The 25867-nt window shown below is 68.3% G+C and carries 31 protein-coding genes; 23 read left to right on the top strand and 8 right to left on the bottom strand.

The window, feature by feature from the left end; all coding sequences use genetic code 11:
* Positions 1-29 precede the first annotated feature (29 nt).
* From A5760_RS09165 to A5760_RS09150, 4 genes are all read right to left on the bottom strand, one after another.
* Positions 30-293, bottom strand: coding sequence for a hypothetical protein (locus tag A5760_RS09165; RefSeq protein WP_064879873.1), 264 nt, complete (start codon positions 291-293; stop codon positions 30-32).
* Between the two features lie 171 nt (positions 294-464).
* Entirely contained in the window at positions 465-674 is a 210-nt protein-coding gene (locus A5760_RS09160) for a hypothetical protein (RefSeq protein WP_196772041.1), read from the bottom strand.
* Between the two features lie 164 nt (positions 675-838).
* Positions 839-1678, bottom strand: a complete 840-nt coding sequence (locus tag A5760_RS09155) for a class I SAM-dependent methyltransferase (protein WP_064879869.1) — start codon at positions 1676-1678, stop codon at positions 839-841.
* A complete protein-coding gene (locus tag A5760_RS09150; RefSeq protein WP_064879867.1) occupies positions 1678-1989 on the bottom strand; it encodes a DUF2249 domain-containing protein in 312 nt (103 codons plus the stop codon). Before A5760_RS09150 ends, A5760_RS09155 begins: the two co-directional genes overlap by 1 nt.
* 56 nt (positions 1990-2045) lie before the next feature.
* On the opposite strand from A5760_RS09150, the gene fdxA reads away from it, so the two are divergent.
* From fdxA to A5760_RS09125, 5 genes are all read left to right on the top strand, one after another.
* Positions 2046-2402, top strand: a complete 357-nt coding sequence (fdxA, locus tag A5760_RS09145) for a ferredoxin (RefSeq protein WP_064879865.1) — start codon at positions 2046-2048, stop codon at positions 2400-2402.
* Between the two features lie 96 nt (positions 2403-2498).
* Entirely contained in the window at positions 2499-3125 is a 627-nt protein-coding gene (locus A5760_RS09140) for a helix-turn-helix transcriptional regulator (RefSeq protein WP_231122591.1), read from the top strand.
* A complete protein-coding gene (locus A5760_RS09135; RefSeq protein WP_064879861.1) occupies positions 3122-3547 on the top strand; it encodes a hypothetical protein in 426 nt (141 codons plus the stop codon). The genes A5760_RS09140 and A5760_RS09135 overlap by 4 nt, the downstream gene beginning before the upstream one ends.
* Positions 3548-3596: 49 nt before the next feature.
* The gene (locus tag A5760_RS09130) at positions 3597-3941 is read left to right on the top strand and encodes a cupin domain-containing protein (protein WP_064879859.1); all 345 of its coding nucleotides are present in this window, start codon (positions 3597-3599) and stop codon (positions 3939-3941) included.
* 6 nt (positions 3942-3947) lie between these two features.
* Positions 3948-4889, top strand: a complete 942-nt coding sequence (locus A5760_RS09125) for an NAD(P)H-dependent flavin oxidoreductase (RefSeq protein ID WP_064879857.1) — start codon at positions 3948-3950, stop codon at positions 4887-4889.
* 9 nt (positions 4890-4898) lie between these two features.
* On the opposite strand, the gene A5760_RS09120 is transcribed toward A5760_RS09125, so the two are convergent.
* Complete coding sequence (locus tag A5760_RS09120; protein WP_064879921.1) at positions 4899-5399, bottom strand: DUF1990 family protein; 501 nt, start codon at positions 5397-5399, stop codon at positions 4899-4901.
* 57 nt (positions 5400-5456) lie between these two features.
* Between A5760_RS09120 and A5760_RS09115 the strand changes: the two genes are divergently transcribed.
* From A5760_RS09115 to A5760_RS09100, 4 genes are read left to right on the top strand one after another with little or no spacing between them, the layout of a single operon-like run.
* Positions 5457-6350: an aldo/keto reductase gene (locus A5760_RS09115; RefSeq protein WP_064879855.1), complete on the top strand. Its 894-nt coding sequence runs from the start codon at positions 5457-5459 to the stop codon at positions 6348-6350.
* Between the two features lie 39 nt (positions 6351-6389).
* The gene (locus A5760_RS09110; RefSeq protein WP_064879853.1) at positions 6390-7013 is read left to right on the top strand and encodes a PaaI family thioesterase; all 624 of its coding nucleotides are present in this window, start codon (positions 6390-6392) and stop codon (positions 7011-7013) included.
* Positions 7014-7026: 13 nt separating this feature from the next.
* Positions 7027-7737 (top strand): trimeric intracellular cation channel family protein, encoded by a 711-nt coding sequence (locus A5760_RS09105; protein ID WP_231122588.1) that lies wholly within the window; start codon positions 7027-7029, stop codon positions 7735-7737.
* Positions 7727-8983: an amidohydrolase gene (locus A5760_RS09100; protein WP_064879850.1), complete on the top strand. Its 1257-nt coding sequence runs from the start codon at positions 7727-7729 to the stop codon at positions 8981-8983. Before A5760_RS09105 ends, A5760_RS09100 begins: the two co-directional genes overlap by 11 nt.
* Positions 8984-9005: 22 nt before the next feature.
* Here A5760_RS09100 and A5760_RS09095 read toward each other — a convergent pair whose 3' ends face one another.
* Positions 9006-10709, bottom strand: coding sequence for a Na+/H+ antiporter (locus A5760_RS09095; RefSeq protein WP_064879848.1), 1704 nt, complete (start codon positions 10707-10709; stop codon positions 9006-9008).
* A gap of 55 nt (positions 10710-10764) precedes the next feature.
* Here A5760_RS09095 and ygiD point away from each other — a divergent pair, with 55 nt between their 5' ends.
* The 14 genes from ygiD (at position 10765) to A5760_RS09025 (ending at position 23995) form a co-directional block, all read left to right on the top strand.
* Positions 10765-11619, top strand: coding sequence for a 4,5-DOPA dioxygenase extradiol (ygiD, locus tag A5760_RS09090; protein WP_064879846.1), 855 nt, complete (start codon positions 10765-10767; stop codon positions 11617-11619).
* A gap of 132 nt (positions 11620-11751) precedes the next feature.
* On the top strand, positions 11752-12513 hold the full coding sequence (locus A5760_RS09085; protein ID WP_064879844.1) for an SPW repeat domain-containing protein: 762 nt from the start codon (positions 11752-11754) through the stop codon (positions 12511-12513).
* Positions 12514-12666: 153 nt separating this feature from the next.
* Positions 12667-13236, top strand: coding sequence for an NADPH-dependent FMN reductase (locus tag A5760_RS09080; protein WP_064879842.1), 570 nt, complete (start codon positions 12667-12669; stop codon positions 13234-13236).
* Between the two features lie 447 nt (positions 13237-13683).
* On the top strand, positions 13684-14055 hold the full coding sequence (locus A5760_RS09075; protein ID WP_231122587.1) for a general stress protein: 372 nt from the start codon (positions 13684-13686) through the stop codon (positions 14053-14055).
* A gap of 189 nt (positions 14056-14244) precedes the next feature.
* The gene (thrS, locus tag A5760_RS09070) at positions 14245-16299 is read left to right on the top strand and encodes a threonine--tRNA ligase (RefSeq protein ID WP_064879838.1); all 2055 of its coding nucleotides are present in this window, start codon (positions 14245-14247) and stop codon (positions 16297-16299) included.
* 2 nt (positions 16300-16301) lie between these two features.
* Complete coding sequence (locus tag A5760_RS09065; RefSeq protein WP_064879836.1) at positions 16302-16877, top strand: HIT family protein; 576 nt, start codon at positions 16302-16304, stop codon at positions 16875-16877.
* A complete protein-coding gene (gene pgsA / locus A5760_RS09060; RefSeq protein WP_064879920.1) occupies positions 16874-17515 on the top strand; it encodes a phosphatidylinositol phosphate synthase in 642 nt (213 codons plus the stop codon). The genes A5760_RS09065 and pgsA overlap by 4 nt, the downstream gene beginning before the upstream one ends.
* Positions 17516-17559: 44 nt before the next feature.
* Entirely contained in the window at positions 17560-18498 is a 939-nt protein-coding gene (locus A5760_RS09055) for a phosphatidylinositol mannoside acyltransferase (RefSeq protein WP_064879834.1), read from the top strand.
* Complete coding sequence (locus A5760_RS09050; RefSeq protein WP_064879832.1) at positions 18498-19622, top strand: glycosyltransferase family 4 protein; 1125 nt, start codon at positions 18498-18500, stop codon at positions 19620-19622. Before A5760_RS09055 ends, A5760_RS09050 begins: the two co-directional genes overlap by 1 nt.
* A complete protein-coding gene (locus A5760_RS09045; RefSeq protein WP_064879830.1) occupies positions 19622-20656 on the top strand; it encodes an NUDIX hydrolase in 1035 nt (344 codons plus the stop codon). The genes A5760_RS09050 and A5760_RS09045 overlap by 1 nt, the downstream gene beginning before the upstream one ends.
* 69 nt (positions 20657-20725) lie before the next feature.
* Positions 20726-21637: a pyridoxal 5'-phosphate synthase lyase subunit PdxS gene (gene pdxS, locus A5760_RS09040; RefSeq protein ID WP_064879828.1), complete on the top strand. Its 912-nt coding sequence runs from the start codon at positions 20726-20728 to the stop codon at positions 21635-21637.
* Positions 21638-21646: 9 nt separating this feature from the next.
* Positions 21647-22492 (top strand): acyl-CoA thioesterase II, encoded by an 846-nt coding sequence (gene tesB, locus A5760_RS09035; RefSeq protein ID WP_064879826.1) that lies wholly within the window; start codon positions 21647-21649, stop codon positions 22490-22492.
* Positions 22489-23079 (top strand): pyridoxal 5'-phosphate synthase glutaminase subunit PdxT, encoded by a 591-nt coding sequence (gene pdxT / locus A5760_RS09030; protein ID WP_064879825.1) that lies wholly within the window; start codon positions 22489-22491, stop codon positions 23077-23079. The genes tesB and pdxT overlap by 4 nt, the downstream gene beginning before the upstream one ends.
* 160 nt (positions 23080-23239) lie before the next feature.
* A complete protein-coding gene (locus tag A5760_RS09025; RefSeq protein ID WP_064879823.1) occupies positions 23240-23995 on the top strand; it encodes a YebC/PmpR family DNA-binding transcriptional regulator in 756 nt (251 codons plus the stop codon).
* Here the strand turns inward: A5760_RS09025 and A5760_RS09020 are convergent, their stop codons facing one another.
* On the bottom strand, positions 23996-25585 hold the full coding sequence (locus A5760_RS09020) for a polyamine aminopropyltransferase (protein WP_064879821.1): 1590 nt from the start codon (positions 25583-25585) through the stop codon (positions 23996-23998).
* Positions 25582-25867 (bottom strand): DUF350 domain-containing protein (locus A5760_RS09015; protein WP_155764269.1); only part of this gene is annotated, 286 nt, incomplete at its 5' end. The genes A5760_RS09020 and A5760_RS09015, both read right to left, overlap by 4 nt.

Below are 25867 nucleotides of genomic sequence, written 5' to 3'. Positions count from 1 at the left end.
GAACGGCGCTTTGCTGGACGACGACTTGACTAGTCGGCCACCGCGATCTCGATGGACAGGCACTCGCTCAGCGCGTGTGCGACCGCCCAGTCGCCGCCACAGACGGCGCGCTCGAGTTCGTCCACCAACGGGCTGTCGGCTCCCAGGTCGGCCAGCCACGCCGCGACCGTCGCCGTGATCTGGTGTGCGGGAACGCGAGCGACGTGTCCTTTGTGGAGGCGATCGGTCAACTGGTAGATCGTGGCCGTCGGCCTGCGCTGCGGCCAATGAACTGTCCATTTCGGTGAATTCATCGTCCCCTCCCCGCTAGCCGCAATGCCTCGTCCGGCCCCGGAGGTGCGTTGCGCTCTAGGGCACAATAGTACGTCTGTACCAATGCGTTGGCCGGTATTTTCGCCGTGCAAAATCCCGCTTTTTTAAGGTTTTTGGTCATCGGATCGCCTACCTGGTCTAAATCGGGCCGATCAGTGCCGCGCCAGCGTGGCGCGGCCGCGGGCCATGATGCGTTCCAGGACGTGGTGCGACAGGTCGCCGTCGTTGGCCACCCGGTCGAGACCGCGCCGCCGCAGGAACATGTCGAGCCGTCGATCCGGTGACCAATCGGCGTAGATGGACCCGAGGTAGTGCGACTGCAGAAAATCCGACGCCAACGCATCGAGGTCGGAATCCGTCAACAACGGTGGGGTAGCACCCATAACCGGCAAGCTCCTTTGTTCTCCCGCAACTGCCGCAGCCAAGTTTTGTCAGGGGACGTAACTAAACCGTCACGCAGAGGTTGCGGAACCGGCCCAAAGTAGGCAGGGGTGCAAAGGCGAAGGTCAAAGCGCTGCAGCGGTTGTCAGGCGGTGTCCGCCGGCGCCGGTTTGTGGGCGACGATGGCGACGGCGGCCAGTTGCTTGCGATGTTTGTGGAACGTGCGGCGCATAGTCAGGACCCGCTTACGGGCACCGCGGTGCACGAGCACGTTCCTGGCGAATCGCAGCGCACCGAGGAGCCCCTCGTCGGACACCAGCCTGCGCGGCTGCAGCAGTGCCATGGGCGCGGTCGCGACCTGATCGACCACCAATCCGTGCTCCGCGAGCAGTTTCGACCACTCCGCGACCGTCAAGGGACGCGCATTCACCTTGATCGCCCGGGCGAGCGCCTGCCGGATATCGGTGCTGATCTCCTCCGGCACATTGTCCGGGGTGAGGGCGAGTTCGTGGATGGCGTAGCGGCCGCCCGGCCGCAGCACCCGCGCCGCCTCGGCGACGATGGCCCCTTTGGCCGCGTCGCCCTGCATGCTCAGCATCGCCTCGCCGATGACGACATCGCTGCTCGCGTCCGGCAATCCGGTGGCGGCCGCGTCCGCGACCCGGACGGCCGCGTTTTGCGCACCGAGATCGCTGAGCACGCGGCGCACCACGTTGGCCGCGTCGGGGTCGCCCTCGGCACCGACGTACGACCGCGGCCCTTGGGCCACGATCTCCGTTGCGGTGCGGCCCAGGCCGGGTGCCAGCTCGACGACGTCGGCCCCGCTCAGCCTCGCGTGCGACAGCAGGGTGCGGGTCAGCTCGACGCCGCCGGGGCGCAGCACGCGCTTGCCGAGCCGCGCCAGCAGCCAATGGCCGGCGACCGCGTCGTCGGCGCGGCTCGAGGACGGTAGCGGTAGTTCGGAACCTGCTCGTTGTCCTGGCATCAGATCTCCTGCCGCGCAGAGCTTTCCAGCGGCTCCAGGGCCAGCTCGAGACGTCCGGGCTGGCGCACCGGGGGTGGGGTGTCGATGAGTTTACCGATCCGGATCCGCCATTCGGTGGGGCCCTTGTCCAGATACTCCCAGTCGTAGCCGCCCGGATAGTCGGCCTCGAATTCGTCGTGCAGGTGCTTGGGGTCGTGGTTGTTGACCAGAACGAACGATTCTCCGACGTTCAGCGCGGCGTAGGACGCGAAGATGGTCGGGTGCTTGTCCGGCTTGCGCAGCTGGCGTACGTCAAGTTCGTTGGCGGCCATGGGTTCTCCGACCTGTGCTCTAGTTTTTACAAGTTATGTTGTGTAAACTCTAGCGTATGACCTACGTGATCGGGAAGCCATGCATCGATGTGATGGACCGCGCTTGCGTCGACGAATGCCCCGTGGATTGCATTTACGAAGGCGGCCGGGCGCTCTACATTCATCCCGACGAATGCGTCGATTGCGGCGCGTGTGAACCGGTATGTCCGGTGGAAGCGATTTACTACGAAGATGACCTGCCTGAGGACCTCAAACCTTATCTGGCCGACAATGAGGCGTTCTTCGCTGAAACGCTGCCGGGTCGCGACGCCCCCCTGGGATCCCCGGGTGGGGCCGGCAAGGTCGGGCCGCTCGGTGTCGACACACCTCTGGTGGCGGGCCAGCCCAGTGCCAGCCATTCGGACGGGGCGTGAAGGACTAGAAGCGGGAGGGGCCCTGTGAAATCCGACGATTCCCAGAAGTCGCAGGACTCGTCAACCGGGGAATCGGCCGGCCGGCGGCGCGCCGTGATGCGGCTGCTGCGGGCGCAGGCGGATCCGATGAGCATCGCCGGAATCGCCGCCGTGCTGCGCGTGCACCCCAACACCGTCCGCTTCCACCTCGACGGCCTGGTCGCTGACGGGCAGGTGGAAAATGTCGAACTGGATCGGAAGGGGCCGGGGCGTCCGCCGTTGATGTTTCGCGCGGTCCGGCAGATGGATCGCGGTGGGCCGCGGCACTATCGGCTGCTGGCCGAGATCCTGGCCACGGCCTTCGCCACCGAGCGCGATCCCGGGCCCAAGGCCCTGGCCGCGGGCCGCGCCTGGGGGCAGAAGATGGACGCCGAACTGCACCCGGTGCCCGACGGCGCCGACGGCGCCGAAGAGGCCATCGCCCACCTGATCGACGTGCTCGACGAACTCGGCTTCGCGCCCGAGCGCCGGGTGAGCAACGGCGAGCAGCAGGTCGGCCTGCGGCACTGCCCCTTTCTGGAATTGGCCGAAAACGCCTCGAGCGTCGTCTGCCCGGTGCACCTGGGCCTCATGCAGGGAGCCATGGAAACCTGGGGAGCGCCCGTCTCGGTCGACCGGCTCGACCCGTTCGTCGAGCCGGATCTGTGTCTGGCTCACCTGACGCTGCAAGGGGCGGCCGAATGAGCACCGGCACAGCGGTTGCCGTTGCGCTGACCTTCATCTGGCTCGGCATGGTGCTGGCCATCTCGTTCCTGGAAGCCCCGCTGAAATTCCGGGCGCCCAATGTGACGTTGCAGGTCGGGCTCGGCATCGGGCGGCTGGTCTTTCGCGCGCTCAACACCGTCGAGGTGGCCTTCGCCCTCGTCGTCGGGGCCATCGTGGTGGCCGGCCCCGCCCCGGGGGGCGTCGCGGTGGCGATCACCGTCGCCGTGGCCGCATTGGCCATCCAGCTGATCGCGGTGCGTCCCGCACTGACGCGTCGTGCCGACAAGGTGCTCGCCGGATCGGATGGACCGCGCTCTCGCGCCCACTACGCCTATGTCGCCCTGGAGACGGTCAAAGTCATCGGCCTCGTCGTGGCGGGGATACTGCTACTGAGCGGTTAACGGCAACCCTCAAGGCCCGTGCCGGCCTTGCAACTCCGAAGGACCCACTATGGAATCCATCTCGCTGACCGACCTCTCGTCCGAAAAGATCGCCGAAGCCAAGCAATCGCACAGCGGACGGGCCGCCCACACCATTCACGGCGGTCACACGCACGAGCTTCGCCAGACGGTGCTGGCCCTGCTGGCCGGTCACGACCTGTCCGAACACGACAGCCCCGGTGAGGCGACGCTGCAAGTGCTGACGGGCCACGTGCGCCTGACGACCGGCGGCGACGCCTGGGACGGCAAGGCCGGTGAGTACGTCGCGATTCCGCCCGAACGTCACGCCCTGCACGCGGTCGACGACTCGGTGGTCCTGCTGACCGTGCTGAAGACCATTCCCTCGGCGCACTAGCTGTCGATGCTGTCGACACACTGGTCAACGAATTTCGGTCTGCGGGTCCCCATCGTCAACGCCCCGATGGGCGGGGTCGCCGGCGGCCGCCTGGCCGCGGCGGTCACCGCCGCCGGTGGCCTCGGCATGGTCGGCATGGGCAGCGTCGCGACCAAAGAGCTGCTCGCCGAGCAACTCCGGCACGTCGACGGGCGGTTCGGCATCGGCATGGTCGACTGGGTGATGCGCAACGAGGCCGGACTGCTCGAGGACGCGCTGGCCGCACGGCCCGCGCTGTTATCGGTGAGCTTCGGCACCGAATGGTCGTGGGTCGTCAAGGCGCATGACGCCGGAATCCCCACCGTCACACAGGTTTACGACAGCACGGGGGCGCGCCAGGCCGTCGATGCCGGCGTCGACATTTTGGTCGCGCGGGGCTCCGAGGGCGGCGGACACGGCGAGGACAAGCTGGGGCTGCTGCCGCTGCTGGACGCCGTTTTGGGCGCCGTCTCCGTCCCGGTGCTGGCCGGCGGCGGTGTCGCCTCGGCGCGCAGCCTGGCCGCGGTACTGGCCGCCGGTGCCAGTGGAGCGTGGGTGGGCACCCGGCTGTCGGCATGCCCGGAGGCGCTGACCGGTGACACCGGCCGTCGGGCCCTGGTCACGGCGACCGAAACCGACACCGCGGTCACCCGGGTCTTCGACGTCGCCAAGGGGCTGCCCTGGCCGGCGCGGTTCCCGTCGCGGGTGTTGGCCAACGACTTCGTCGAGCACTGGACGGGCCACGAGGAGGCGCTGGACGCGGGGGCCTGCGACGAACTGGCCGCCGCGATCGACGCGGGCGACTGCCGGATCGCGCCCGTGGACGCCGGCCAGGGCGTCGGGATGATCCGCAACGACGCGTCGGTGGCCGACGTCATCGACGAGATGTGCACGGGCGCAGAGGAATTGCTGTCCCGCTGGGGTGGATAGCGTTAGCCGTCAGACCGCGCGCAGGTAGCGCTTGGCGATGAGGCGCTGACCCACCTTCACCACCGGCCCGCCGGCCTTGCTCCACCAGGTCGCGGGCCGGGAGAAGGCGGACACCTCCGCGTACACCGCCGAGGTCACCGGGTCGCGACGAACCACGAAGCGTTCCTCGCCGGACTCCGGATGGCCCGGCAGGGTGCCGTAGCCGAAGCCGCGGATGTCGGGTTCGTCGACGACGTAGACGACGCGACAGGGCGCCGGCAGAAAGCCCATCTTCACCACCACCACCGCGTCGACGACGGCGATCTCCGAACTGGCCTGCACCCGCAGCCCGGACCCGCGCTGCATGCCCCAGCGCATGACGGCGGCCGCGGCCTGCTCGAAACGCTGTTCGCCCGTGCCGATTTGGCGCTCGGCGTGTTGATGGTCGTATCCGGCGGGCAGTTCACCGGAAGCCGTCGCCCCCACTTCGGCATAGGTCAGCGGGAGTTCCTCGAGCGCTCGCAGGTCCACCTGCTCAGCTTGCCACGCCGGGATGCGCGGCCGCATTCGGCGCGTACGGTCGTAAAAGTGACCGCAGAAAACTCGAAAACTGTTGCAGGGGCCTCCGGAACCTTCACCTTCGGCGGCGACCTGACCGTCAACCGACTCGGCTTCGGCGCCATGCGCCTGACGGCGAAGGGCGTGTGGGGCCCGCCCGACGACCGCGCCGAATGCGTCCGGGTGCTGCGCCGGGCCGTCGAACTCGGGGTGAACTTCATCGACACCGCCGACTCCTACGGCCCTTACGTGTCCGAGGACATCATCCGCGAGGCGCTGCACCCCTACTCGTCTCATGGGGGTCTGGTGATCGCGACCAAGGCGGGGCTGCTGCGCACCGGCCCGGATATCTGGATTCCGTTGGGCAATCCGAGCTACCTGCGCCAGGAATGCGAGATGAGCCTGCGCCGGCTGGGGGTGGACACCATCGATCTGTTCCAGCTGCACCGCATCGACTCGAACTTCCCGCTGGAAGATCAGGTGGGCGAGCTGCTCACCCTGAAGAACGAGGGCAAGATCCGCCACATCGGCCTGTCCGAGATCAACGTCGACCAGCTGAACGCGGCCCTGCGCATCACCGAGATCGTGTCGGTGCAGAACATGTACAACCTGACGGCCCGTGGCGCCGAGCCGCTGCTGGACGCCGCGACCAAACAGGGCATCGGGTTCATTCCCTGGTTCCCGCTGGCCGCCGGGCCGCTGGCCGCCCCCGACGGGCCGCTGCAGCGCATCGCCGCCGACCACGACGCGTCTCCGTCGCAGTTGGCGTTGGCGTGGTTGCTGAAGCGCTCGCCGGTGATGGTGCCGATCCCGGGCACGTCCAAGGTCGCGCACCTGGAGGAAAACGTCGCCGCCGCCCAGATCGAGCTGTCCGACGACGAATTCGAAACGTTGTCGGCCGCGGGGGCGCAGCAGCCCGTCTAACCACCGCGCGAAAGCCCCTCCGCCGGGCAATACGGTGTTGTGGTGGCCGAACATCAGCGACACCCCGGCGGCGGGTTCAACCCGCCGGAGCCGACGACCAAGGGCGGGCCCGACTACGGCAGGTTCATCGACGCCGTGCGCTCGTTGCAGGACCACGCCCGGGCCGCCGACGCCCCCGACGAGGTGATCACCGAGGCCGCTGACCTGCTGGAGAAGGTGTCGTCGCTGCTGGCGCCGTTCGACGCCGACGAGTGGGCGTCGCCGTCGGGCCGGCGGATCGACCTGCCGATGCGCGGCAACATCCTGACGATCCCGATGTCGGCGCAGAAGGGCGAGGACGGCCGAATTCACGGGCGGGCCCGGTTCGCCCGGTTCCACCTGGGCCGCAATGGCGCCGTGCACGGCGGGGCGCTGGGCATGCTGTTCGACTCCGTTCTCGGGTTGTCGGCCGCGGTGCTCACCGGCAACCCGCGGCAACGCACCGCATACCTCAAGATCGACTACCGCCACATCGTCCCGGTGGAAAAGGAACTGCAGTTCGACGCGGGCGTCGACCGGGTGGACGGGCGCAAGATCTTCGTGTCGGGCCGGTTGACCGACGGCGATCAGTTGCTGACCGAAGCCGACGCGCTGTTCGTGCGGCTCAAGCCTGGCCAGCCCTGAGCGAGTGCCCCGAGTGGGTAAACCGGTCGGTGTGGTGCTCTCCGAACTGACGATGACGGACTTGTTCCGTGCGGTGGACCTGACCGGTGTGTTCGGCAACGCGCTTCTGGGCGGCGTGGTCGCGCGCAAAGAGAAATTGGATCCCGTCGGCTTTGCCGCGCTCGCTGTGCTGTCGGGGCTGGGCGGCGGCATCATCCGCGACACCCTGCTGCAGCACGGCACGCCCGTCGCCCTCACCGACTACGCCTACCTGCTGACCGCGCTGGCCGGAGCGGCGATCGCGTTCGTGTTCGGGGTCGAGGGCCGGGTGTGGAACGGGGTGTGGCCGATCGTCGACGCGCTCGCACTGGGCTGCTGGGCCGCGACCGGTGCGCACAAGACGCTCGCCGTCGGGCTCGGCTGGTTGGCCGCGCTGCTGCTGGGCACGATCTCGGCGGTGGGCGGCGGCGCGACGCGCGACATCGTGATGCGCCGGGTGCCGGGCATCTTCGGCGGCAACACCTTGTACGCCACCTGCGCGCTCGCCGCCAGCGGTGTGCTGGTGCTCTTCAATTACCACAACCATCCGACGCCAGGGCTATTGGTGGGAGCGCTGACCGGAACCGTGCTGTGCTGGCTTTCGCAGCGGCGCGGCTGGATGTTGCCCGCCGCCGACACCTGGTCGCCCGCAAGGCTTTTCGTCAATCGTCGCCGCACCAGGGAGGACCGATTCGATGAACAGTGACTCGGCGGTGCTCGCGGGCCTGGCCGACGTCCGCGGCTGGCAGGAGGACTTTTACCGCAACCTGCATCAGCATCCGGAACTGTCGCACCGAGAACACAACACCGCCGCGGCGGTGGCCCAACGGCTGCGCGGCTCCGGCTACGACGTACACGAGGGCATCGGCGGCACCGGCGTCGTCGGGATCCTGCGCAACGGCGGCGGTCCGGCGGTACTGATGCGCGCGGACATGGACGCGCTGCCGGTGGCCGAAGACACCGGGCTCCCGTACGCCAGCTCCGTCACCGCCACCGATGCGGACGGCAACGACCGGGCGGTGATGCACGCCTGCGGGCACGACGTTCACGTGACCTGCCTGCTCGGCGCCGCCTCGCTGCTCGCCGGGGCGCGTGCGCATTGGCACGGCACCGTGATCGCGCTATTCCAGCCCGCCGAGGAAGTCGGAGATGGCGCACGACGCATGGTCGACGCGGGCCTGGCGACGCTCGTCGGTCACGTCGACGTCGCCCTGGCCCAGCATGTCCTTCCGTTCCCGGCGGGTCGGGTGGCCACGCGACCCGGACCCGTCCTGACGACCGCCGACAGCATGCGGATCACCGTGCATGGCCGCGGTGGACACGGCTCGATGCCGCAGGCGACCGTCGACCCCGTCGTGCTGGCCGCCATGATCGTGATCCGGTTGCAGACCATCGTCTCGCGCGAGATCGCCCCCGCCGAGGCCGCGGTGTTGACCATCGGCAGGATCGAGTCCGGCACCAAGAGCAATGTGATCGGCGACCGCGCGGTGCTGGAACTGAACCTGCGCACCTACAACGACCAGACCCGCAGCAGAATCTTCGACGCGATCCGGCGCATCGTCACCGCCGAATGCCAGGCATCCGGATCCCCGAAGAAGCCCGAATTCGAGCTGATGGACCACTTTCCGGCGACCGACAACGATCCCGCGGCCACCGCGCGGGTGCGCGCCGCGTTCGACGGCTACTTCGGCGACCGGGCAGGCGAGCTTGCGCCGCAGACCGCGAGCGAGGACTTCAGCGACATCCCCAACGCACTCGACGCCCCCTACAGCTATTGGGGCATCGGCGGAATCGATCCCGGCACCTATCACGACGCCGAGTCGGCGGGCCGCGTCGCCGAGGACATTCCCGTCAACCATTCGCCGCGGTTCGCCCCCGTCATCCAGCCCACGCTCGACACCGGCACCCAAGCGTTGACGGTCGCCGCGCTGGCCTGGCTGGCGCAATCCTAGGTTGTGTCAAATAGGCTGGAAATCAAGGTCTTTGATTATTCCGGCGTACTCGCGGCGGCCGCATCGGCAGCGTGCCCTCTTCGTGATCGAGTTCGCGTTCAATCGCGCGCAGGCTCTGGTCGGGCAGCATGCCCGCGTCACGCCAGCGCACGAGTTCGTCGCGCTGGGCGTCGATGGCCGCCCGGCGTATCCCGACGGCGGCCTCGTAGTAGCCGGGGGAGGTGGGCGTCTCCTCGGCGTCCGACAACAGATCGAGCCGGTGCCGATATCGCTCGAGGCGTGCGGACAGCTGTTGACGCACACTGTCGATCACTCGGGGATCCACGTCGGCGCTGTCCTGTTGGTCCAGCGAGTCGAGCCTGTCCAGCGCGGCCTGCACGGCGGCCGCGCGAGCCCGGTTGCGCAGCCGCAGTTCGTCGGTGGCGTCCGCGCGCAAGCCGAGGGCGCGCACCAGCGGACCGAACGTGATGCCCTGCCCGATCAGCGTCACCAGCACGACCACCAGGGTGCAAAACAGCAGTAGGTCCCGGTCTGGGAACGGCGCGTGGCCGTCGGTCACGAAGGGAACCGCGAAAATCGCGGCAAGGCTGACCACGCCGCGGGTGCCGGCCCAGCTCAACACGAAGACTTCGCGGCCGCTGAGGCGCTCGGAGTTGCGGTCTCGCCGACGGGCCGCCTCGGCGTCGGCGCCATCGGAGCGGGAGACGTTGCCGAGCCGGGTCCGCAACGGTTGCGGAAGCGACTGCGTGAGCAGCAACCACAGCGGGCGCACCACGAGCACCACCGCGACGGTCACGCTGACCGCCACGACGATCGTCGACAGCTGGTAGCCGCCCAGGTCGTCGAGAATGGCCGGCAGCTGATGGCCGATCAGCAAGAATACCAGGCCTTCGAGCAGGAAGTTGACCAGCCGCCAGACCGCCCGGGTCTGTAACCGGGTCGCCCCCGACTCCAGCCGCGGCGAATCGTGACCGACGATCAGTCCACACACCACGACCGCCAACACGCCGGAGGCGGAAAGCTCCTCGGCCACCAGATAGGTGACAAACGGGGTGGCCAGCGAGATCGCATTGGCCGTCAGTACGTCCTGTCTCCACCGGCGAAGGAGACGCCGGCAGTACGCGAACACCACCCCCACCAGCAGCCCGCCCACGGCCGCCAGCGCGAACTCCCGGATCGCCGAGGGCACCGAGAACGCAGCGCCGCGCGCTACCGTGATGGCCACCGACAGCGTGGTCAGCGCCGTCGCGTCGTTGAGCAGCCCCTCGCCCTCGATCAGGGTGACGATGTTGAGCGGAAGGCCTTCCTTGCGCGCGACGGCGAGCGCGGCCACCGGGTCGGTCGGGGCCACCGCAGCGCCCAGCACCATGCCCACCGCGAGCGTCGCGCCACTGACGAGCAGGCCGAACGCCACGCCGACCGACGCCGCGGTCAGCAGGACGAGGACCACCGACAGGCTGATGACGGTGCGCAGATTGCGGCGAATGCCGACCAGCGACGATTCCAGCGCCGCGTTGAACAGCAGGGGCGGCAAGATGCAGGTCATCACGACATCGGGCTCGAGGCTGATGTTCGGCCCCGGCATCAGCGCATAACCGATGCCGACGAGAACCAGCAGCGTCGCACTGGGCAGGCCGGTGCGCTCGCTGATCCAGTTGACCAGCACGATGGCCGCGACGGCACAGAGCAGCAACGTCAAAGCCGTCTGCGCCCCCATCGATCCCATCTTGCCGGAGTACAAAGAGGATCTTGCCGGCGTACAAAGAGGTGTGGCTCCCGCAATGCCGGCGGCGTTCATCGGACATGGGAGCCCGATGAACGCGATCGAGGTCAACCGTTACACATCGGCGTGGAAAGCCTTCGGGCAAGCAGTACCGCGTCCGCGCGCCATTGTGGTGGTCAGCGCGCACTGGTACATCAATGCTACGGCCGTCACCGCCATGGCGCGGCCCCGCACCATCCACGATTTCTACGGGTTCCCGTCGGAATTGTTCAAGGTGCAATACCCGGCGCCCGGCCTGCCCGGCCTCGCCGATGAGATCGCCGAGATGGCACATCCGACGTGGGTGGGCGCTGATCTCGACAGCTGGGGAATCGATCACGGCGCATGGTCGGTGCTGGTGCACGCCTTCCCGGACGCGGGCATTCCGGTGGTCCAGCTGTCGATCAACGCCGACCAGACGCTCGACTACCACCTTGAGTTGGGCGCGAAGCTGGCGCCACTGCGATCCCGTGGCGTGCTGGTGATCGCCAGCGGCAATGTCGTGCACAATCTGCGGGCAATGGACTGGCGCCTCGGCGACAAGGGGTACGACTGGGCCAAACGGTTCGACGAGGACGCCAAGGCCCTGATGCTGTCTGACCCCGCCGGCGTCGCGCGGCTGCGTGAGCACGCCGACTACCGGTCCGCGGTGCCGACACCCGACCATTTCATACCGTTGCTGTACTTCGCCGGATTGGCCGGCATCCCCACAGCAGCCTCAGACCAGCTCGACATCCTCGTCGACGGCTATGCGTACGGATCCATGTCGATGACCGCCTACACCCTCGGATTGACGAATGCTGCCGTCCCTGGTGTCCCGGTCGACCCGCCACAACCGGGGCCGGACTTTCCCGCCGACGCGTCCAATATCTGAACCGCCGTTATCGATGCGCGGTAATGGGTAGGCGGTATCGCATCAACCGATTGGGGCGCTGATGGCTGAGGGTTTGCGATCGCGGCTGATCGGTGCGTGGAAACTGGTGTCATATAAGGAGCTTCCGGTTCTATGACGCCAGGTAGACCATGGATCGGCTGGGCCGCAGTAGCGGTCGGCGTCTGCGCCGTTGTGGCGGCGTTCGCGGCCAGCTCGACGAGGGTAGGGGAAGGCTTCGGGTTCGGCTTCGGCGCGTTCATCGCCTTCTTTGGATTGCTGGCCGTCCTCGCCCGCAACCGCACCCCCGATCACTGGGGCCTGCTCGTCGTCGGCCTGGGCATGTTCATCGTCCCGTTCCTCGGCAACGGTTACAACGCCGATCTCGGGGCTTCCTGGATGTGCTGGGCGGCCGGGGCCGTCGCCATGATCCTCGGCGGCATCGGCTGGGTGGGCGGCAAGCCGGCAACCGAGTACGGCGTCAACGAGATCGGCAGCGGCCAAGTGCCGCGAAGCGCGCTGAGCTTCTGGATCGGGCGCGCGGCACTCGTCGTCGGCCTCGCCTGCGTGCTCCTGGGCATCGCGGCGCACACGACCGCAGCCGGGGTCGCCGTCACGATTGGCCTGGGAGGGCTGACGGCCGTGTTCGCCGTCTGGTCGCTGCTCGCCGTCGATCCCACACACGACTTTCTGACGCTTGCCTGCGCAGGATTCGCGCTGTTCCTCGCACCATGGGTCGGCGGGTTCACCGGGGACACCGCCGCCTGGACGGCCTGGGTGTCGGGTGCCCTCGTCGTGGCACTTGGGGTGGCCGGTTACCGGCGGGGTGAGCGCCTGGACTTCGCCGCGACCGTCCGCGACGAGAGCACAACCCGGTATCGCAATCGATTCCGCTGACCACCGTTGCTCGACGCCTTCATACCTGCGCGCGGCGTCGCTATCGACTTGCGCCCGTTCGGGCAAGGCCTTGGCAGCCACGACGCGGTGGGGGACCGTCGAAGTGTGCGGTGATCCGCGGTGTCGATACCGATCCGGGAAGTGGGTAATGCAGTGAACAGTTATACGGTCGGCTACCTCGTCGGCAGCTTGTCGGCGGAGTCCATCAACCGCACATTGGCCAAGGCGTTGATCCGCTTGGCCCCCGAGAGCCTGACGTTTGTCGAGATCCCGATCCGGGATCTACCGGTGTACAACCGCGACTTCGACACCGATTACCCGCCGGCCGGGCGCGCGCTCAAGGAAGCGATCGCCGCCGTGGACGCGGTGCTGTTCGTGACACCGGAGTACAACCGCAGTATCCCGGGCAGCTTGAAGAACGCCATCGACTGGGCGAGTCGCCCCTGGGGGACGAACTCATTTTCCCGTAAACCGTCGGCGGTGATCGGCACCTCGCCCGGCAAAATCGGCACCGCAGTGGGTCAGCAACACCTGCGCAGTGTGCTCGGCTATTGCGATTCACCGCAGATGACCTCCCCCGAGGCTTACATCGAATTCACCGCCGACCTGATCACCGATGAGGGTGCGGTCACGAACGCAAGCACCGAGCAGTTCCTGAGCAAATTCATGGACGCGTTCGCGGACTTCATCAACCACGTCCTCTCGGTGCCGCGCGGCGGCTGACGATAGTGAGCGGCCGATCGATCACCCGCTTCGGCTATCCGGACGGCATCGCCGCGCTGTGTATCGTCCCGCCCCGACGCCGCGAAATTGGTTTCCGGACAACGGATTCCTGGGCGAAAGCCGCAACCGATGCGGTCGGCGGTCGATTGCCGTTCGATCGTAAGTCGCTGGGCCGCTTGCGTCGCGTCGGAGCTGAACGGCAGCCCCGCCGGGCCCGATTCGATCCGGATTGTCGTTGAGTTCGGGAAACGTTCCCCGTTTGCACTCAGCGATCAACGTCAACACAGAGGTGCCCAGCCGTCAGAACCCGTCAGGAGATGGCAATGAGTTACCCGTCCGATCCGTCCGGTCCCAGCGAGCAGGGACTTCGCGCTGAGCCCCCCGGTTCGGCGGGAGGTCGTCGCCTCCTTCGACAATTACGTCGCCGCGCAAGAACTGGTCGACCGCATGTCCGACGGCGGATTCCCGGTGGAACATGTCCACATCGTGGGCGACGGTGTACGCACGGTCGAACACGTCACCGATCGCATGACCAAGGGTAGGTCAGCGCTGGCCGGCGCCGGCGCCGGTGCCTGGTGGGGTTTGCTGATCGGCTTGCTTTTCGCCATCTTCACCGTCGGGCCGTACTGGATATGGGCACTGCTCATCGCGACGGCCATCGGCGCATTCTGGGGGGCGGTGTTCGGGTTCGTCGCGCACGCGTCGGCGCGTGGGCGCCGTGACTTCTCCAGCGTGCAGACGCTGGAAGCCCAGCGCTACGACATCTGCGTCACCGCCGACTACGCGGCGGAAGCGGCCCGCTACGTCCACGCTGTGTGAGCCGCGATGCCTGGACGCGGTGCCGAGGACGCGTGACCTGGCGCGGCCGCGCGGCCAGGAAGCCCGGATAGCGGCTGCTACCTCTTAACGAGAGCGCGCCTGGCTCGCGCTGCGCGGCGGCCCCGCTCGGCTTCGGACCGCCCCGATTAGCATGGTCGTCGACCCTCGAGCCTTGGAGAGACCGCCACCATGACCGCCGCCGCACAGCCCGCCCCAGCAGCCCCGATCCGGGTGCCTGCCGGGACCACCGCGGCCGCCGCGGTGGGCGAAGCCGGGCTGCCGCGGCGGGGCACGCCCGACGCGATCGTGGTGGTGCGCGACGTTGACGGCAAACTGCGCGACCTGAGTTGGACGCCCGCCGCCGACGCCGACGTCGTCCCGGTGGCCGCCAACACCGATGAGGGCCGCAGCGTCATCCGGCACTCGGCCGCCCACGTGCTGGCCCAGGCCGTCCAGGACCTGTTCCCGCACGCCAAATTGGGGATCGGGCCGCCGATCACCGACGGGTTCTACTACGACTTCGACGTGACCGAACCGTTCACGCCGGAGGACCTGACCAAGCTGGAAAAGCGGATGCGCCAGATCGTCAAGGACGGACAGCTGTTCGACCGGCGCGTCTACCCGTCCAAGGACGCGGCGCGCGCGGAGCTGGCCGACGAGCCCTACAAGCTCGAGCTCGTCGACGACAAGTCCGGTGATCCGGCGGTGATGGAAGTGGGCGGTGACGAGCTCACCGCCTACGACAACCTGAATCCTCGTACCCGGGAACGGGTTTGGGGCGACCTGTGCCGGGGGCCGCACATCCCGACGACCAAGCACATCCCGGCGTTCAAGCTGACCAGAAGCTCGGCCGCCTACTGGCGCGGCGACCAGAGCAACGCCAGCCTGCAGCGCATCTACGGCACCGCCTGGGAGTCGCAGGAGGCGCTGGACAAGCACCTGGAGCTGCTCGAGGAGGCGCAGCGCCGCGACCACCGCAGGCTGGGCGTCGAGCTGGACCTGTTCAGCTTCCCCGACGAAATTGGTTCGGGCCTGGCGGTTTTCCATCCCAAGGGCGGCATCATCCGTCGCGAGCTGGAGGAGTACTCGCGACGCAAGCACATCGAGGCCGGGTACGAGTTCGTCAATACCCCGCACATCACCAAGGAGCAGCTGTACATCACCTCGGGCCACCTCGAGTGGTACTCCGAGGGCATGTACCCGCCGATGCATCTGGACGCAGAGTTCAACGCGGACGGGACGGTGCGCAAGCCCGGGCAGGACTACTACCTCAAGCCGATGAACTGCCCGATGCACCACCTGATCTACCGCTCGCGCGGTCGGTCGTATCGCGAACTTCCGTTGCGGCTCTTCGAGTTCGGCAGTGTGTACCGCTACGAGAAGTCGGGCGTGGTGCACGGGCTGACCCGGGTGCGCGGCATGACTCAGGACGACGCCCACATCTACTGCACGCGCGAGCAGATGCGCGACGAGCTGACCTCGCTGCTGCGCTTCGTGCTCGACCTGCTGGCCGACTACGGGCTCAACGACTTCTATCTGGAGCTGTCCACCAAGGACCCGGAGAAGTACTCGGGCTCCGACGAGATGTGGGACGAGGCCACCGAGGTCCTGCGGGAGGTCGCCGAGGCCTCCGGGTTGCATTTCGTTCCCGACCCCGGTGGGGCGGCGTTCTATGGCCCGAAGATCTCGGTACAGGTCAAGGATGCGCTGGGCCGCAGCTGGCAGATGTCGACCATTCAGCTCGACTTCAACATGCCGGACCGCTTCGAGCTGGAGTACACCGCGTCCGACGGGTCGCGGCAGCGGCCGGTGCTGATCCACCGGGCGCTGTTCGGGTCGATCGAGCGGTTCTTCGGCATCCTCACCGAGCACTACGCGGGAGCCTTTCCGGCGTGGCTGGCGCCGGTGCAGGCGGTGGGCATTCCGGTCGCCGACGAGCACGTGGAATACCTGGAAAGCATTGCCGCGCAACTTAAGTCGCATGGGGTGCGCGTCGACGTCGACTCCAGCGACGACCGGATGGCCAAGAAGATCGTCAACCACACCGCCCAGCGGGTGCCGTTCATGTTGCTGGCCGGTGACCGCGACGTGCAGGCCGGCGCGATCAGCTTCCGCTTCGGTGACCGCAGCCAGATCAACGGCGTGCCCCGCGACAGCGCGGTCGATGCGATCGTGAAGTGGATCGCCGATCGCGAGAATTCCGTGCCCACGGCTGAACTCGTGAAAGTGTCAAGTGGTGAGTGACCGTGAGTGATCGCGAACCGGCCAAGCAGGGCGCCGACGACACCATCCTGGACAGGGGGGTCGGCGAGGAGGATCACCTGCAGCGGTTGTGGACGCCGTACCGGATGACCTATTTGGCCGAAGCGCCGATGAAGCGCGACAACGGCAAGACCGAGCAGCCGTTCACCGACATTCCGCACCTCGCCGACGAAGACGGTTTGGTGGTCGCCCGCGGCGAGCTCGTCTACGCCGTGCTCAACCTCTACCCCTACAACCCCGGACACCTGATGGTGGTGCCCTACCGGCGGGTCTCCGAGCTCGAGGACCTGACCGACCCGGAAAGCGCGGAGCTGATGTCCTTCATTCAGAAGGCGATTCGCGTCATCAAGAACGTCTCGCGGCCGCACGGTTTCAACGTCGGCCTGAACCTTGGGACGTCGGCCGGGGGTTCGCTGGCCGAACACCTGCACGTGCACGTGGTGCCGCGCTGGGGTGGCGACGCGAACTTCATCACCATCATCGGCGGGTCGAAGGTGATCCCGCAATTGCTGCGCGAGACGCGCCAGCTGCTGGCCACGGAGTGGACAAAGCAACCATGAGCAAAATGCCGTTCCTGTCGCGGGCGGCGTTCGCGCGGCTGACCGCTCCGACCGCACGGGCATGTCTGCGGCTGGGATTGACCCCCGACGTCGTCACCATCCTGGGCACCATCGTCGCGGTGGCCGGGGCGCTCACGCTGTTCCCGATGGGCAAGCTGTTCGCCGGCGCGCTGGTGGTCTCGTTCTTCGTCCTCTTCGACATGCTCGACGGGGCGATGGCCCGCGAACGCGGCGGCGGCACCCGATTCGGCGCGGTGCTGGACGCCACCTGCGACCGGGTCAGCGACGGCGCGGTGTTCTGCGGGCTGCTGTGGTGGATCGTCTTCGGCCTGCACGACAAGCTGCTGGCGGTCGCCACGCTGATCGGCCTGATCACCTCGCAGGTGATCTCCTACATCAAGGCCCGCGCCGAAGCCAGCGGTCTGCGCGGCGACGGCGGCCTGATCGAACGACCGGAACGGCTGATCATCGTGCTCGTCGGCGCGGGCGTGTCCGACTTTCCGTTCGTCGCGTGGCCGCCCGCGCTGCCGGTTGCGATGTGGGTGCTGGCGGTGGCCAGCCTGGTCACGTGCGCGCAGCGACTGCACGCGGTGCGCACCTCGCCGGGTGCGACCGATCGGTTGGTGAGCGAGCCGTGATTCCCACTCCGCCGGGCAGGAAAATGGTTGGGGCACAACGCCGGATGGCCCGCCAGCTGGCCGGCCGGACGGTGGGCCGCCTGACGGGCGGGATGGGCGCCGACTGGGCCTACGCGTCCGGCTGGATGGCGGTGCGGGCAATGCCGGAGTTCGCCGCGCGCAACGCCTTTGAGGCCGGGGCGCGCTACGCCGCCCGCGGCGGCGGCCCCGACCAGCTGCGCAAGAACCTGGCTCGCGTCATCGGTGTGCCGCCCGAGCAGGTGCCGGACTCGCTGATGCGGGCCTCGCTGGCCTCCTACGCCCGCTACTGGCGCGAGGCGTTCCGGCTGCCGGGCATGGACCTGGCCCAGCTGGGCCGCGAACTGCACGACTCGGTCCTCGGGTCAGACAACATTGAAGCGGCGCTGTCCAGCGGCCGCGGCGCGGTGATCGCGTTGCCGCACAGCGGCAACTGGGACATGGCCGGGGTATGGCTGGCGCAGACACACGGCACCTTCACCACCGTCGCCGAACGCCTCAAACCCGAATCGCTGTACCGGCGCTTCATCGCCTACCGTGAGCGCCTCGGCTTCGAGGTGCTGCCCCTGTCCGGGGGAGAACGGCCGCCGTTCGATGTGTTGTGCGATCGGCTGCGGGACAACCGGGTGGTATGCCTGATGGCCGAGCGCGACCTCACCCGCACCGGGGTCCAGGTCGACTTCTTCGGTGAGCCCACCCGGCTGCCGGCCGGGCCGGCGAAGCTCGCCATCGCGACCGGCGCGGCTCTGCTGCCGGCGCACTGCTGGTTCGAGGACCGGGGCTGGGGCGTCTGGATACAACCGCCCCTGGATTGCACCAGCGACGACGTCGGCGCCATCACCCAGGCGATGGCCGATCAGTTCGAGAAGAACATCGCCGCCCGTCCCGAGGACTGGCATATGATGCAGCCGCAGTGGCTGGCCGACCTTCCCGAAGCCAAGCAGGCCCGGCTGAAGGAAACCTGATGCGGATCGGGATGGTCTGTCCCTACTCGTTCGACGTTCCCGGTGGGGTGCAGTCGCACGTCCTGCAGCTGGCCGAGGTGATGCGCTCCCGGGGCAACGACGTCAGCGTGCTCGCGCCGTCCTCGCCGCACGCCGTGCTGCCCGACTACGTCGTCTCGGCGGGCAAAGCCGTCCCGATTCCCTACAACGGATCGGTGGCCCGGCTGCGGTTCGGACCGGCCACCCACCGCAAGGTGAAAAAGTGGCTCGCCGAAGGCGATTTCGACGTGCTGCACCTGCACGAGCCCAACGCACCGAGCCTGTCCATGCTGGCCCTCAACATCGCCGAGGGCCCGATCGTGGCGACGTTTCACACGTCGACCACCAAATCGCTGACGCTGACGGTGTTTCAGGGCATCCTGCGCCCGATGCACGAGAAGATCGTCGGGCGGATCGCGGTTTCCGACCTGGCCCGCCGCTGGCAGATGGAGGCGCTGGGCACCGACGCGGTGGAGATCCCCAACGGCGTCGACGTCGCCTCGTTCGCCTCCGCGCCGCGCCTGGACGGCTACCCGCGCGCCGGCAAGACGGTCCTGTTCCTGGGCCGCTACGACGAGCCGCGCAAGGGCATGTCGGTGCTGCTCGACGCGCTGCCGGGGCTGGTCGAGCGTTTTCCCGACGTGCAGCTGCTGGTCGTCGGCCGCGGCGACGAGGACCAATTGCGGGTTCAGGCAGGCGAATTGGTGGACCACATCCGCTTCCTCGGCCAGGTCGACGACGCCGGGAAGGCGTCGGCCATGCGCAGCGCCGACGCGTACTGCGCGCCCAACCTCGGCGGGGAGAGTTTCGGCATCGTGCTGGTCGAGGCGCTGGGCGCCGGCACCCCGGTGGTGGCGAGCGATCTGGACGCCTTCCGGCGCGTGCTGCGCAACGGCGACGTCGGGTGCCTGGTGCCCGTCGGCGACGGCGACGCGCTTGCCGATGCGCTGATCGCGGTGCTGGAGGATGATGTGCTCCGGGAACGTTATGTGACGGCCGGATCGGCCGCTGTCCAGCGCTACGACTGGTCGGTGGTGGCCAGCCAGATCATGCGGGTGTACGAGACGGTCGCCGCGTCAGGCGCCAAGGTTGAGGTGGCCAGTTGATGACATGGCTGATTGTCGCCATCGCGGTCTTGGTCGCGGTCCTGGCGGTATTCGGCGCGTGGGCGTACCGGACGGCCAACCGGCTGGACCGGCTGCACGTCCGCTACGACCTGTCGTGGCAGGCGCTCGACGGCGCACTGGCACGGCGCGCGGTGGTGTCGCGCGCCGTCGCCATCGACGCCTATGGCGGTGCGTCCGAAGGGCGGCGGCTGGCGGCGCTGGCCGACGCCGCTGAGGGGGCGCCCCGGTCCGCGCGGGAGAACGCCGAGAACGAGCTGTCCGCTGCGCTGGCCGTCGTCGGTCCGGCGTCGCTGCCGGCCGGGCTGATCGCCGAGCTGGCCGACGCCGAGGCCCGGGTGGTGCTGGCCCGACGCTTCCACAACGACGCGGTCCGGGACACCCTGGCGCTGGCCGAGCGGCCCTTGGTGCGGCTGTTCCACCTCGGCGGAACCGCCGCGCTGCCCAGCTATTTCGAGATCGTCGAGCGGCCGCACGCGCTGGCCCACGGCGCCTTGGGCTTTGAAGGTGTCCTCAACCACCGCACCTCGGCGCGCATCGTGCTGCTCGACGACACCGGCGCGGTGCTGCTGCTGTGCGGGTCGGATCCCGCTCTCGCCAAGCAGCACGCGCCGAAGTGGTGGTTCACGGTGGGCGGCGAGGTGCAGCAGGGGGAGCGGCTGGCCGAGGCGGCCGCGCGGGAGCTGGCCGAAGAAACCGGTCTGCGGGTCGCGCCGGGCGAGATGGTCGGGCCGGTGTGGCGGCGCGACGAGGTCTTCGAGTTCAACGGCTCGCTGATCGACAGCGAGGAGTTCTACTTCGTCTACCGCACCCAGCGGTTCGAGCCGTCGCGCACGGGCCGAACAGAGCTGGAACGCAGCTACATCCACGGCCATCGCTGGTGTGACGCTGCTGACATCGCTGCGCTGGTCGCGGCGGGGGAGACGGTGTATCCCATGCAACTATCCGGACTGCTCACCGACGCGGCCGCGCTCGCCAGCGGCCGCACCCCCGGGCCGCTGCTGTCCATCCGCTGACTCCGTCGGTCAACGCGGGCCAAAGCGCCTCATTAGACTGGGTCGACAACGGTTGAAGGAGATCATGCAGTGAGTACCGCCCACCCACCGAACGGCAACGGGCGAACCGGAACGGCGCGCGTCAAACGTGGCATGGCCGAGATGCTCAAGGGCGGCGTCATCATGGACGTCGTCACCCCCGAGCAGGCCAAGATCGCCGAGGCCGCCGGCGCCGTCGCCGTCATGGCGCTGGAGCGGGTGCCCGCCGACATCCGTGCCCAGGGCGGGGTGTCGCGGATGAGCGACCCGGACATGATCGAGGGCATCATCGCGGCGGTGACCATCCCGGTGATGGCCAAAGCCCGCATCGGCCACTTCGTCGAGGCGCAGATCCTGCAAAGCCTCGGCGTGGACTACGTCGACGAGTCCGAGGTGCTCACGCCCGCCGACTACACCCACCACATCGACAAGTGGAAGTTCACCGTGCCGTTCGTGTGCGGGGCGACCAACCTCGGCGAGGCGCTGCGGCGCATCAGCGAGGGCGCGGCCATGATCCGCTCCAAAGGTGAAGCCGGGACCGGCGACGTCTCCAACGCGACCACGCACATGCGGGCGATCGGCGGCGAGATCCGCCGCCTGGCTTCGCTGTCCGAAGACGAATTGTACGTCGCGGCAAAGGAATTGCAGGCTCCCCACGACCTCGTCGTCGAGGTGGCCCGGGCGGGCAAGCTGCCGGTCACGCTGTTCACCGCGGGCGGCATCGCCACCCCGGCCGATGCGGCGATGATGATGCAGCTCGGCGCCGAGGGCGTGTTCGTGGGCTCGGGCATCTTCAAGTCCGGCGCCCCCGAGCACCGCGCCGCCGCGATCGTCAAGGCCACCACCTTCTACGACGACCCTGACGTGCTGGCCAAGGTGTCACGCGGGCTGGGCGAGGCGATGGTGGGCATCAACGTGGAGGAGATCGCGCAGCCGCATCGCCTGGCCGAACGCGGCTGGTAAAAACAGTTCGTGGCGATCGAAGAGATCCTTGATCTCGAGCAACTCGAGTTCAACATCTACCGTGGCAGCATCTTCAGCCCAGAGTCGGGATTTTTGCAGCGCACCTTCGGGGGCCATGTAGCCGGCCAGTCGCTGGTGTCGGCGGTGCGCACCGTCGACCCGCGCTATCAGGTGCATTCGCTGCACGGCTATTTCCTGCGGCCCGGGGACGCCAAGGAGCGCACGGTTTTCATCGTCGAGCGCACCCGCGACGGCGGCTCGTTCGCCACCCGTCGGGTCAACGCCATCCAGCACGGGGAAATCATCTTCAGCATGGGTGCGTCCTTCCAGACCGATCAGGAAGGCATCCACCATCAGGACCCGATGCCGGCCGCGCCGCCGCCCGACGGCCTGCCCGGGCTGGACTCGATCAAGGTGTTCGACGACGCCGGATTCAAACAGTTCGAGGAATGGGACGTCTGCATCGTGCCGCGCGAGCGCCTGCAGCTGTTGCCGGGCAAGGCAGCCCAGCAGCAGGTGTGGTTCCGCCACCGTGACCCGTTGCCGGACGACCCGGTCCTGCACATCTGCGCGCTGGCCTACATGAGCGACCTGACGCTGCTGGGATCGGCGCAGGTCACCCATCTCGACGTGCGGGAGCACCTGCAGGTGGCGTCGCTGGACCACGCGATGTGGTTCATGCGGGCGTTCCGGGCCGACGAGTGGCTGCTGTACGACCAGAGCTCGCCGTCGGCTCACGGCGGCCGTTCGCTGTGCCAGGGCAAGATCTTCACCCAGTCCGGCGAGATGGTCGCGGCGGTCATGCAGGAGGGGCTGACCCGTTTCAAACGCGGACATCAGCCGACCAGCCAGTGAGCGCCCCGCGGATCGGGGTCCTGGCGCTGCAGGGCGACACCCGTGAGCACCTTGCGGCCCTGCGTGAGGCCGGAGCCGAGTCGATGCCGGTGCGCCGGCGCAGCGAGCTCGAGGCGATCGACGGGCTGGTCATTCCCGGTGGGGAATCGACCACCATGAGCCACCTGCTGCTCGACCTCGGCCTGCTGGAGCCCTTGCGAGGGCTGCTGGCCGACGGGCTGCCCGCCTACGGCGCCTGCGCCGGGATGATCCTGCTGGCCAGCGAGATCCTGGACGCCGGCGCGGGCGGACGCGAGGCACTGCCGCTGCGGGCGATCGATATGACGGTGCGGCGCAACGCTTTTGGACGTCAGGTCGATTCGTTTGAGGGTGACATTCCGTTCGCGGGGCTCAGCGACCCGGTGCGCGCGGTGTTCATCCGCGCGCCCTGGGTCGAGCGCGCCGGTGACGGTGTGGAGGTGCTGGCCAGCGCGGCCGGGCACGTCGTCGCGGTGAAGCAGGGCCGCAAGCTGGCCACGGCGTTTCATCCGGAGATGACCGGCGACCGGCGCATCCACCACCTGTTCGTCGACATCGTCACCGGTTGACGATCGGCCGGTTTGCGCACCGGCCGCACCGCATAGCCCCGCCGCGCTGTGACTCCTGGGGCCGCTGAGACGGCCGGATAGTCGCCGGGCGGCCCACCCCAACCGCCCACGTAGACTCGTCTGGCCACAAAAACAAGAGGACTTTTCAGATAGGACACCGATGAGCGGCCATTCCAAGTGGGCCACCACCAAGCACCAGAAGGCCGTCAAAGACGCGCGGCGTGGCAAGGAGTTTGCCCGGCTGATCAAGAACATCGAGGTCGCCGCCCGTACCGGCGGCGGTGACCCGGCGGGCAACCCGACGCTCTACGACGCCATCCAGAAGGCGAAGAAGACCTCGGTGCCCAACGACAACATCGAGCGCGCCCGCAAGCGCGGCGCGGGCGAGGAAGCCGGCGGCGCCGACTACCAGACGATCATGTACGAGGGCTACGGACCCAACGGCGTGGCAGTGCTGATCGAGTGCCTCACCGACAACCGCAACCGCGCGGCCGGCGAGGTCCGGGTGGCGGTGACCCGCAACGGCGGCAACATGGCCGATCCCGGATCGGTTTCCTACCTGTTCACCCGCAAGGGCGTCGTCACGCTGGAGAAGAACGGCCTGACCGAAGACGACGTGCTCACCGCCGTGCTGGACGCGGGCGCCGAGGACGTCAACGATCTCGGTGAGAGCTTCGAGGTCATCTCCGAGCCGACCGACCTGGTGGCGGTGCGCACCGCGCTGCAGGACGCCGGCATCGACTACGAATCGGCCGAGGCCAGCTTCCAGCCGTCGGTCAGCGTGCCGGTCGACGTCGACGGCGCTCGCAAGGTGTTCAAGCTGGTCGACGCGCTGGAGGAGAGCGACGACGTGCAGAACGTCTGGACCAACGTCGACCTGTCCGACGAGGTGCTCGCGGCGCTCGACGACGAGTAACTAGTCGTATCCGCGCCGCATGTCCTCGACGATGCGCGGATTGTCCAGTGTCGACGGCTCCACCGGGCGCGGGCCGATGTCGCCGCCGAAGACGCCGGCGGCGTCGAGCACCTGCTGGTTGAGGTAACGCAGCGGGGGCGCATCGGTGGGCACCTTCGGGGTGGGCGCGGCGTCCGCGCGCTGCGCCAGGGCGAATCCCCAGTCACCGAACGTGGGAACGTGCACGTGATAGGGCGTGACCGCGTAGCCGGCGGCCCGGATCGTCGAAACCGTGCGCCAATACGCCGTCGGGGTGGAGAACGGGCTGCCCGCCTGCACCACCATCAACCCACCGGGAGCCAGCGCGTGGGCGACCAGCGCGTAGAACTCCGTTGAGTACAGCCGCCCCAGTACCGGGGTGTCGGGATCGGGAAGGTCGACGATGACCGCGTCGAAGCGGTCCACGTTCGGTCCGCGCAACCAGTTCATCGCGTCCTCGGTCAGCACGGCCACCCGCGGGTTGTCCAGCGAACCGCCGTTGGCGCCGCGCAGCGTGGTGCGCGCGATGTCGATCACCGCGGGGTCGAGCTCGACCTGCACGATCTTGGAAATGCCGGGCTGGCGCAGCAATTCGCGGGCCGCCAGGCCGTCGCCGCCGCCGAGCACCAGCACCGAATGGGCACCGTTGCCGAGGGCGGGGTAGACGAGGCTTTCGGTGTAGCGGTATTCGTCGCGGGTAGAGAACTGCAGTCCCCCGTCGAGATACAGCCGGGTGTCGTTGCCGCGGCGGGTCACCACGATCTCCTGATAGGCCGTGTGCCGGTAGACGACGATCGGGTCGGCGTAAAGCCTTTGCCTGCTTGTTGTTTCGACGTCGGCCGAACGCAGCAGCAGGCTGGCGAGCAGCCCGACGGCGGCGGCCAGCGCGCACAGCGCCAGCGCCAGCTGCCGAGGCGAAACCACTTGGCGCAACAGGAAAATCGCCACGACGGCGGCGGCCGCCAGGTTGATCATGCCGGTGGCCGCCGCGCCCCGGATCATTCCCAGCTGCGGCAGCAGCAGGAACGGCCACACCAGCCCGCCCAGCAGTGCGCCCAGGTAATCGGCGGCGTTCAGGTTAGCCAGCGTGCGTCCGGCATCGGCGGCTGCCGACGTCCGCCCCTGCTGCAGCAGCGTCATCAACAGCGGAACCTCGGCACCGACCAGGCCACCGATCAGCGCCGTGCTCGCCGCCAGCACCCACGTCGACCCGACGGACCCGTCCAGGAACGCGAACACCACGTACAGCGCCGCAGCCGACAGCCCACCGATGATGCCCAGCAGCGCCTCGACGGCGATGAAGGTGATCGCCGCGTGCGCCAGCAGCGGCTTGACCACCAGCGCGCCCACGCCCAGCGCGGCAATGTAGCCCGCGACGATCAGCGAGGTTGCGACGATCCCGCCGCCGTCCAAACTGGCCGACAGCGTCAGCAGCGCGAGTTCGTAGATGATGCCGCACGCCGCGCATGCCGCCACGGCGGCCAGCAACAGCGCCCGCCACCGCCCTGACACCGCCGTGGGCGGCGTCGCTTCGGGCGCCCGCACCTCGCCCGCCGACCCGACAACGCTCATGACACCGCCGCGGCGGTCACCCCTCCCACGGCGAGCAGTATCAGCGCCACCGCGAACGATCCCGGATGCAGCTCCGGCTCGTCGATGTGCTCGTGAAAACTGCCCGGGATCAGCAGGTGCATCGCCAACAGCGCGACGCCCAGCAGGACCACGCCCATCAGCCCGTACACCGCCACGCCGACGAGTCCCTGGCCCAGCTGGCTGTAGCTGTTGGCGATGGCCGTGATGATGACGACGGTCAGGGCGATGTACATCGCGCCCGCGACCACCACGGCGTTGAGC

Origin of the sequence: Mycobacterium colombiense, from assembly GCF_001665835.1 — a bacterium.
In the GTDB taxonomy this organism is placed as follows: Bacteria; Actinomycetota; Actinomycetes; order Mycobacteriales; family Mycobacteriaceae; genus Mycobacterium; species Mycobacterium colombiense_A.
Note: the sequence above shows the minus strand (reverse complement) of the source record. Positions and strands in the feature narration are given on the sequence as shown.

Bases quoted from the DNA above. Each gene is read 5' to 3' on its own strand.
- A5760_RS09165 (WP_064879873.1), bottom strand. From the start codon at position 293: ATGAATTCACCGAAATGGACAGTTCATTGGCCGCAGCGCAGGCCGACG.
- A5760_RS09155 (WP_064879869.1), bottom strand. From the start codon at position 1,678: ATGCCAGGACAACGAGCAGGTTCCGAACTACCGCTACCGTCCTCGAGC.
- A5760_RS09150 (WP_064879867.1), bottom strand. From the start codon at position 1,989: ATGGCCGCCAACGAACTTGACGTACGCCAGCTGCGCAAGCCGGACAAG.
- fdxA (WP_064879865.1), top strand. From the start codon at position 2,046: ATGACCTACGTGATCGGGAAGCCATGCATCGATGTGATGGACCGCGCT.
- A5760_RS09140 (WP_231122591.1), top strand. From the start codon at position 2,499: ATGCGGCTGCTGCGGGCGCAGGCGGATCCGATGAGCATCGCCGGAATC.
- A5760_RS09135 (WP_064879861.1), top strand. From the start codon at position 3,122: ATGAGCACCGGCACAGCGGTTGCCGTTGCGCTGACCTTCATCTGGCTC.
- A5760_RS09130 (WP_064879859.1), top strand. From the start codon at position 3,597: ATGGAATCCATCTCGCTGACCGACCTCTCGTCCGAAAAGATCGCCGAA.
- A5760_RS09125 (WP_064879857.1), top strand. From the start codon at position 3,948: ATGCTGTCGACACACTGGTCAACGAATTTCGGTCTGCGGGTCCCCATC.
- A5760_RS09100 (WP_064879850.1), top strand. From the start codon at position 7,727: ATGAACAGTGACTCGGCGGTGCTCGCGGGCCTGGCCGACGTCCGCGGC.
- A5760_RS09095 (WP_064879848.1), bottom strand. From the start codon at position 10,709: ATGGGATCGATGGGGGCGCAGACGGCTTTGACGTTGCTGCTCTGTGCC.
- ygiD (WP_064879846.1), top strand. From the start codon at position 10,765: ATGCCGGCGGCGTTCATCGGACATGGGAGCCCGATGAACGCGATCGAG.
- A5760_RS09085 (WP_064879844.1), top strand. From the start codon at position 11,752: ATGACGCCAGGTAGACCATGGATCGGCTGGGCCGCAGTAGCGGTCGGC.
- A5760_RS09075 (WP_231122587.1), top strand. From the start codon at position 13,684: ATGTCCGACGGCGGATTCCCGGTGGAACATGTCCACATCGTGGGCGAC.
- thrS (WP_064879838.1), top strand. From the start codon at position 14,245: ATGACCGCCGCCGCACAGCCCGCCCCAGCAGCCCCGATCCGGGTGCCT.
- pgsA (WP_064879920.1), top strand. From the start codon at position 16,874: ATGAGCAAAATGCCGTTCCTGTCGCGGGCGGCGTTCGCGCGGCTGACC.
- A5760_RS09055 (WP_064879834.1), top strand. From the start codon at position 17,560: ATGGCCCGCCAGCTGGCCGGCCGGACGGTGGGCCGCCTGACGGGCGGG.
- A5760_RS09050 (WP_064879832.1), top strand. From the start codon at position 18,498: ATGCGGATCGGGATGGTCTGTCCCTACTCGTTCGACGTTCCCGGTGGG.
- A5760_RS09045 (WP_064879830.1), top strand. From the start codon at position 19,622: ATGACATGGCTGATTGTCGCCATCGCGGTCTTGGTCGCGGTCCTGGCG.
- A5760_RS09025 (WP_064879823.1), top strand. From the start codon at position 23,240: ATGAGCGGCCATTCCAAGTGGGCCACCACCAAGCACCAGAAGGCCGTC.
- A5760_RS09020 (WP_064879821.1), bottom strand. From the start codon at position 25,585: ATGAGCGTTGTCGGGTCGGCGGGCGAGGTGCGGGCGCCCGAAGCGACG.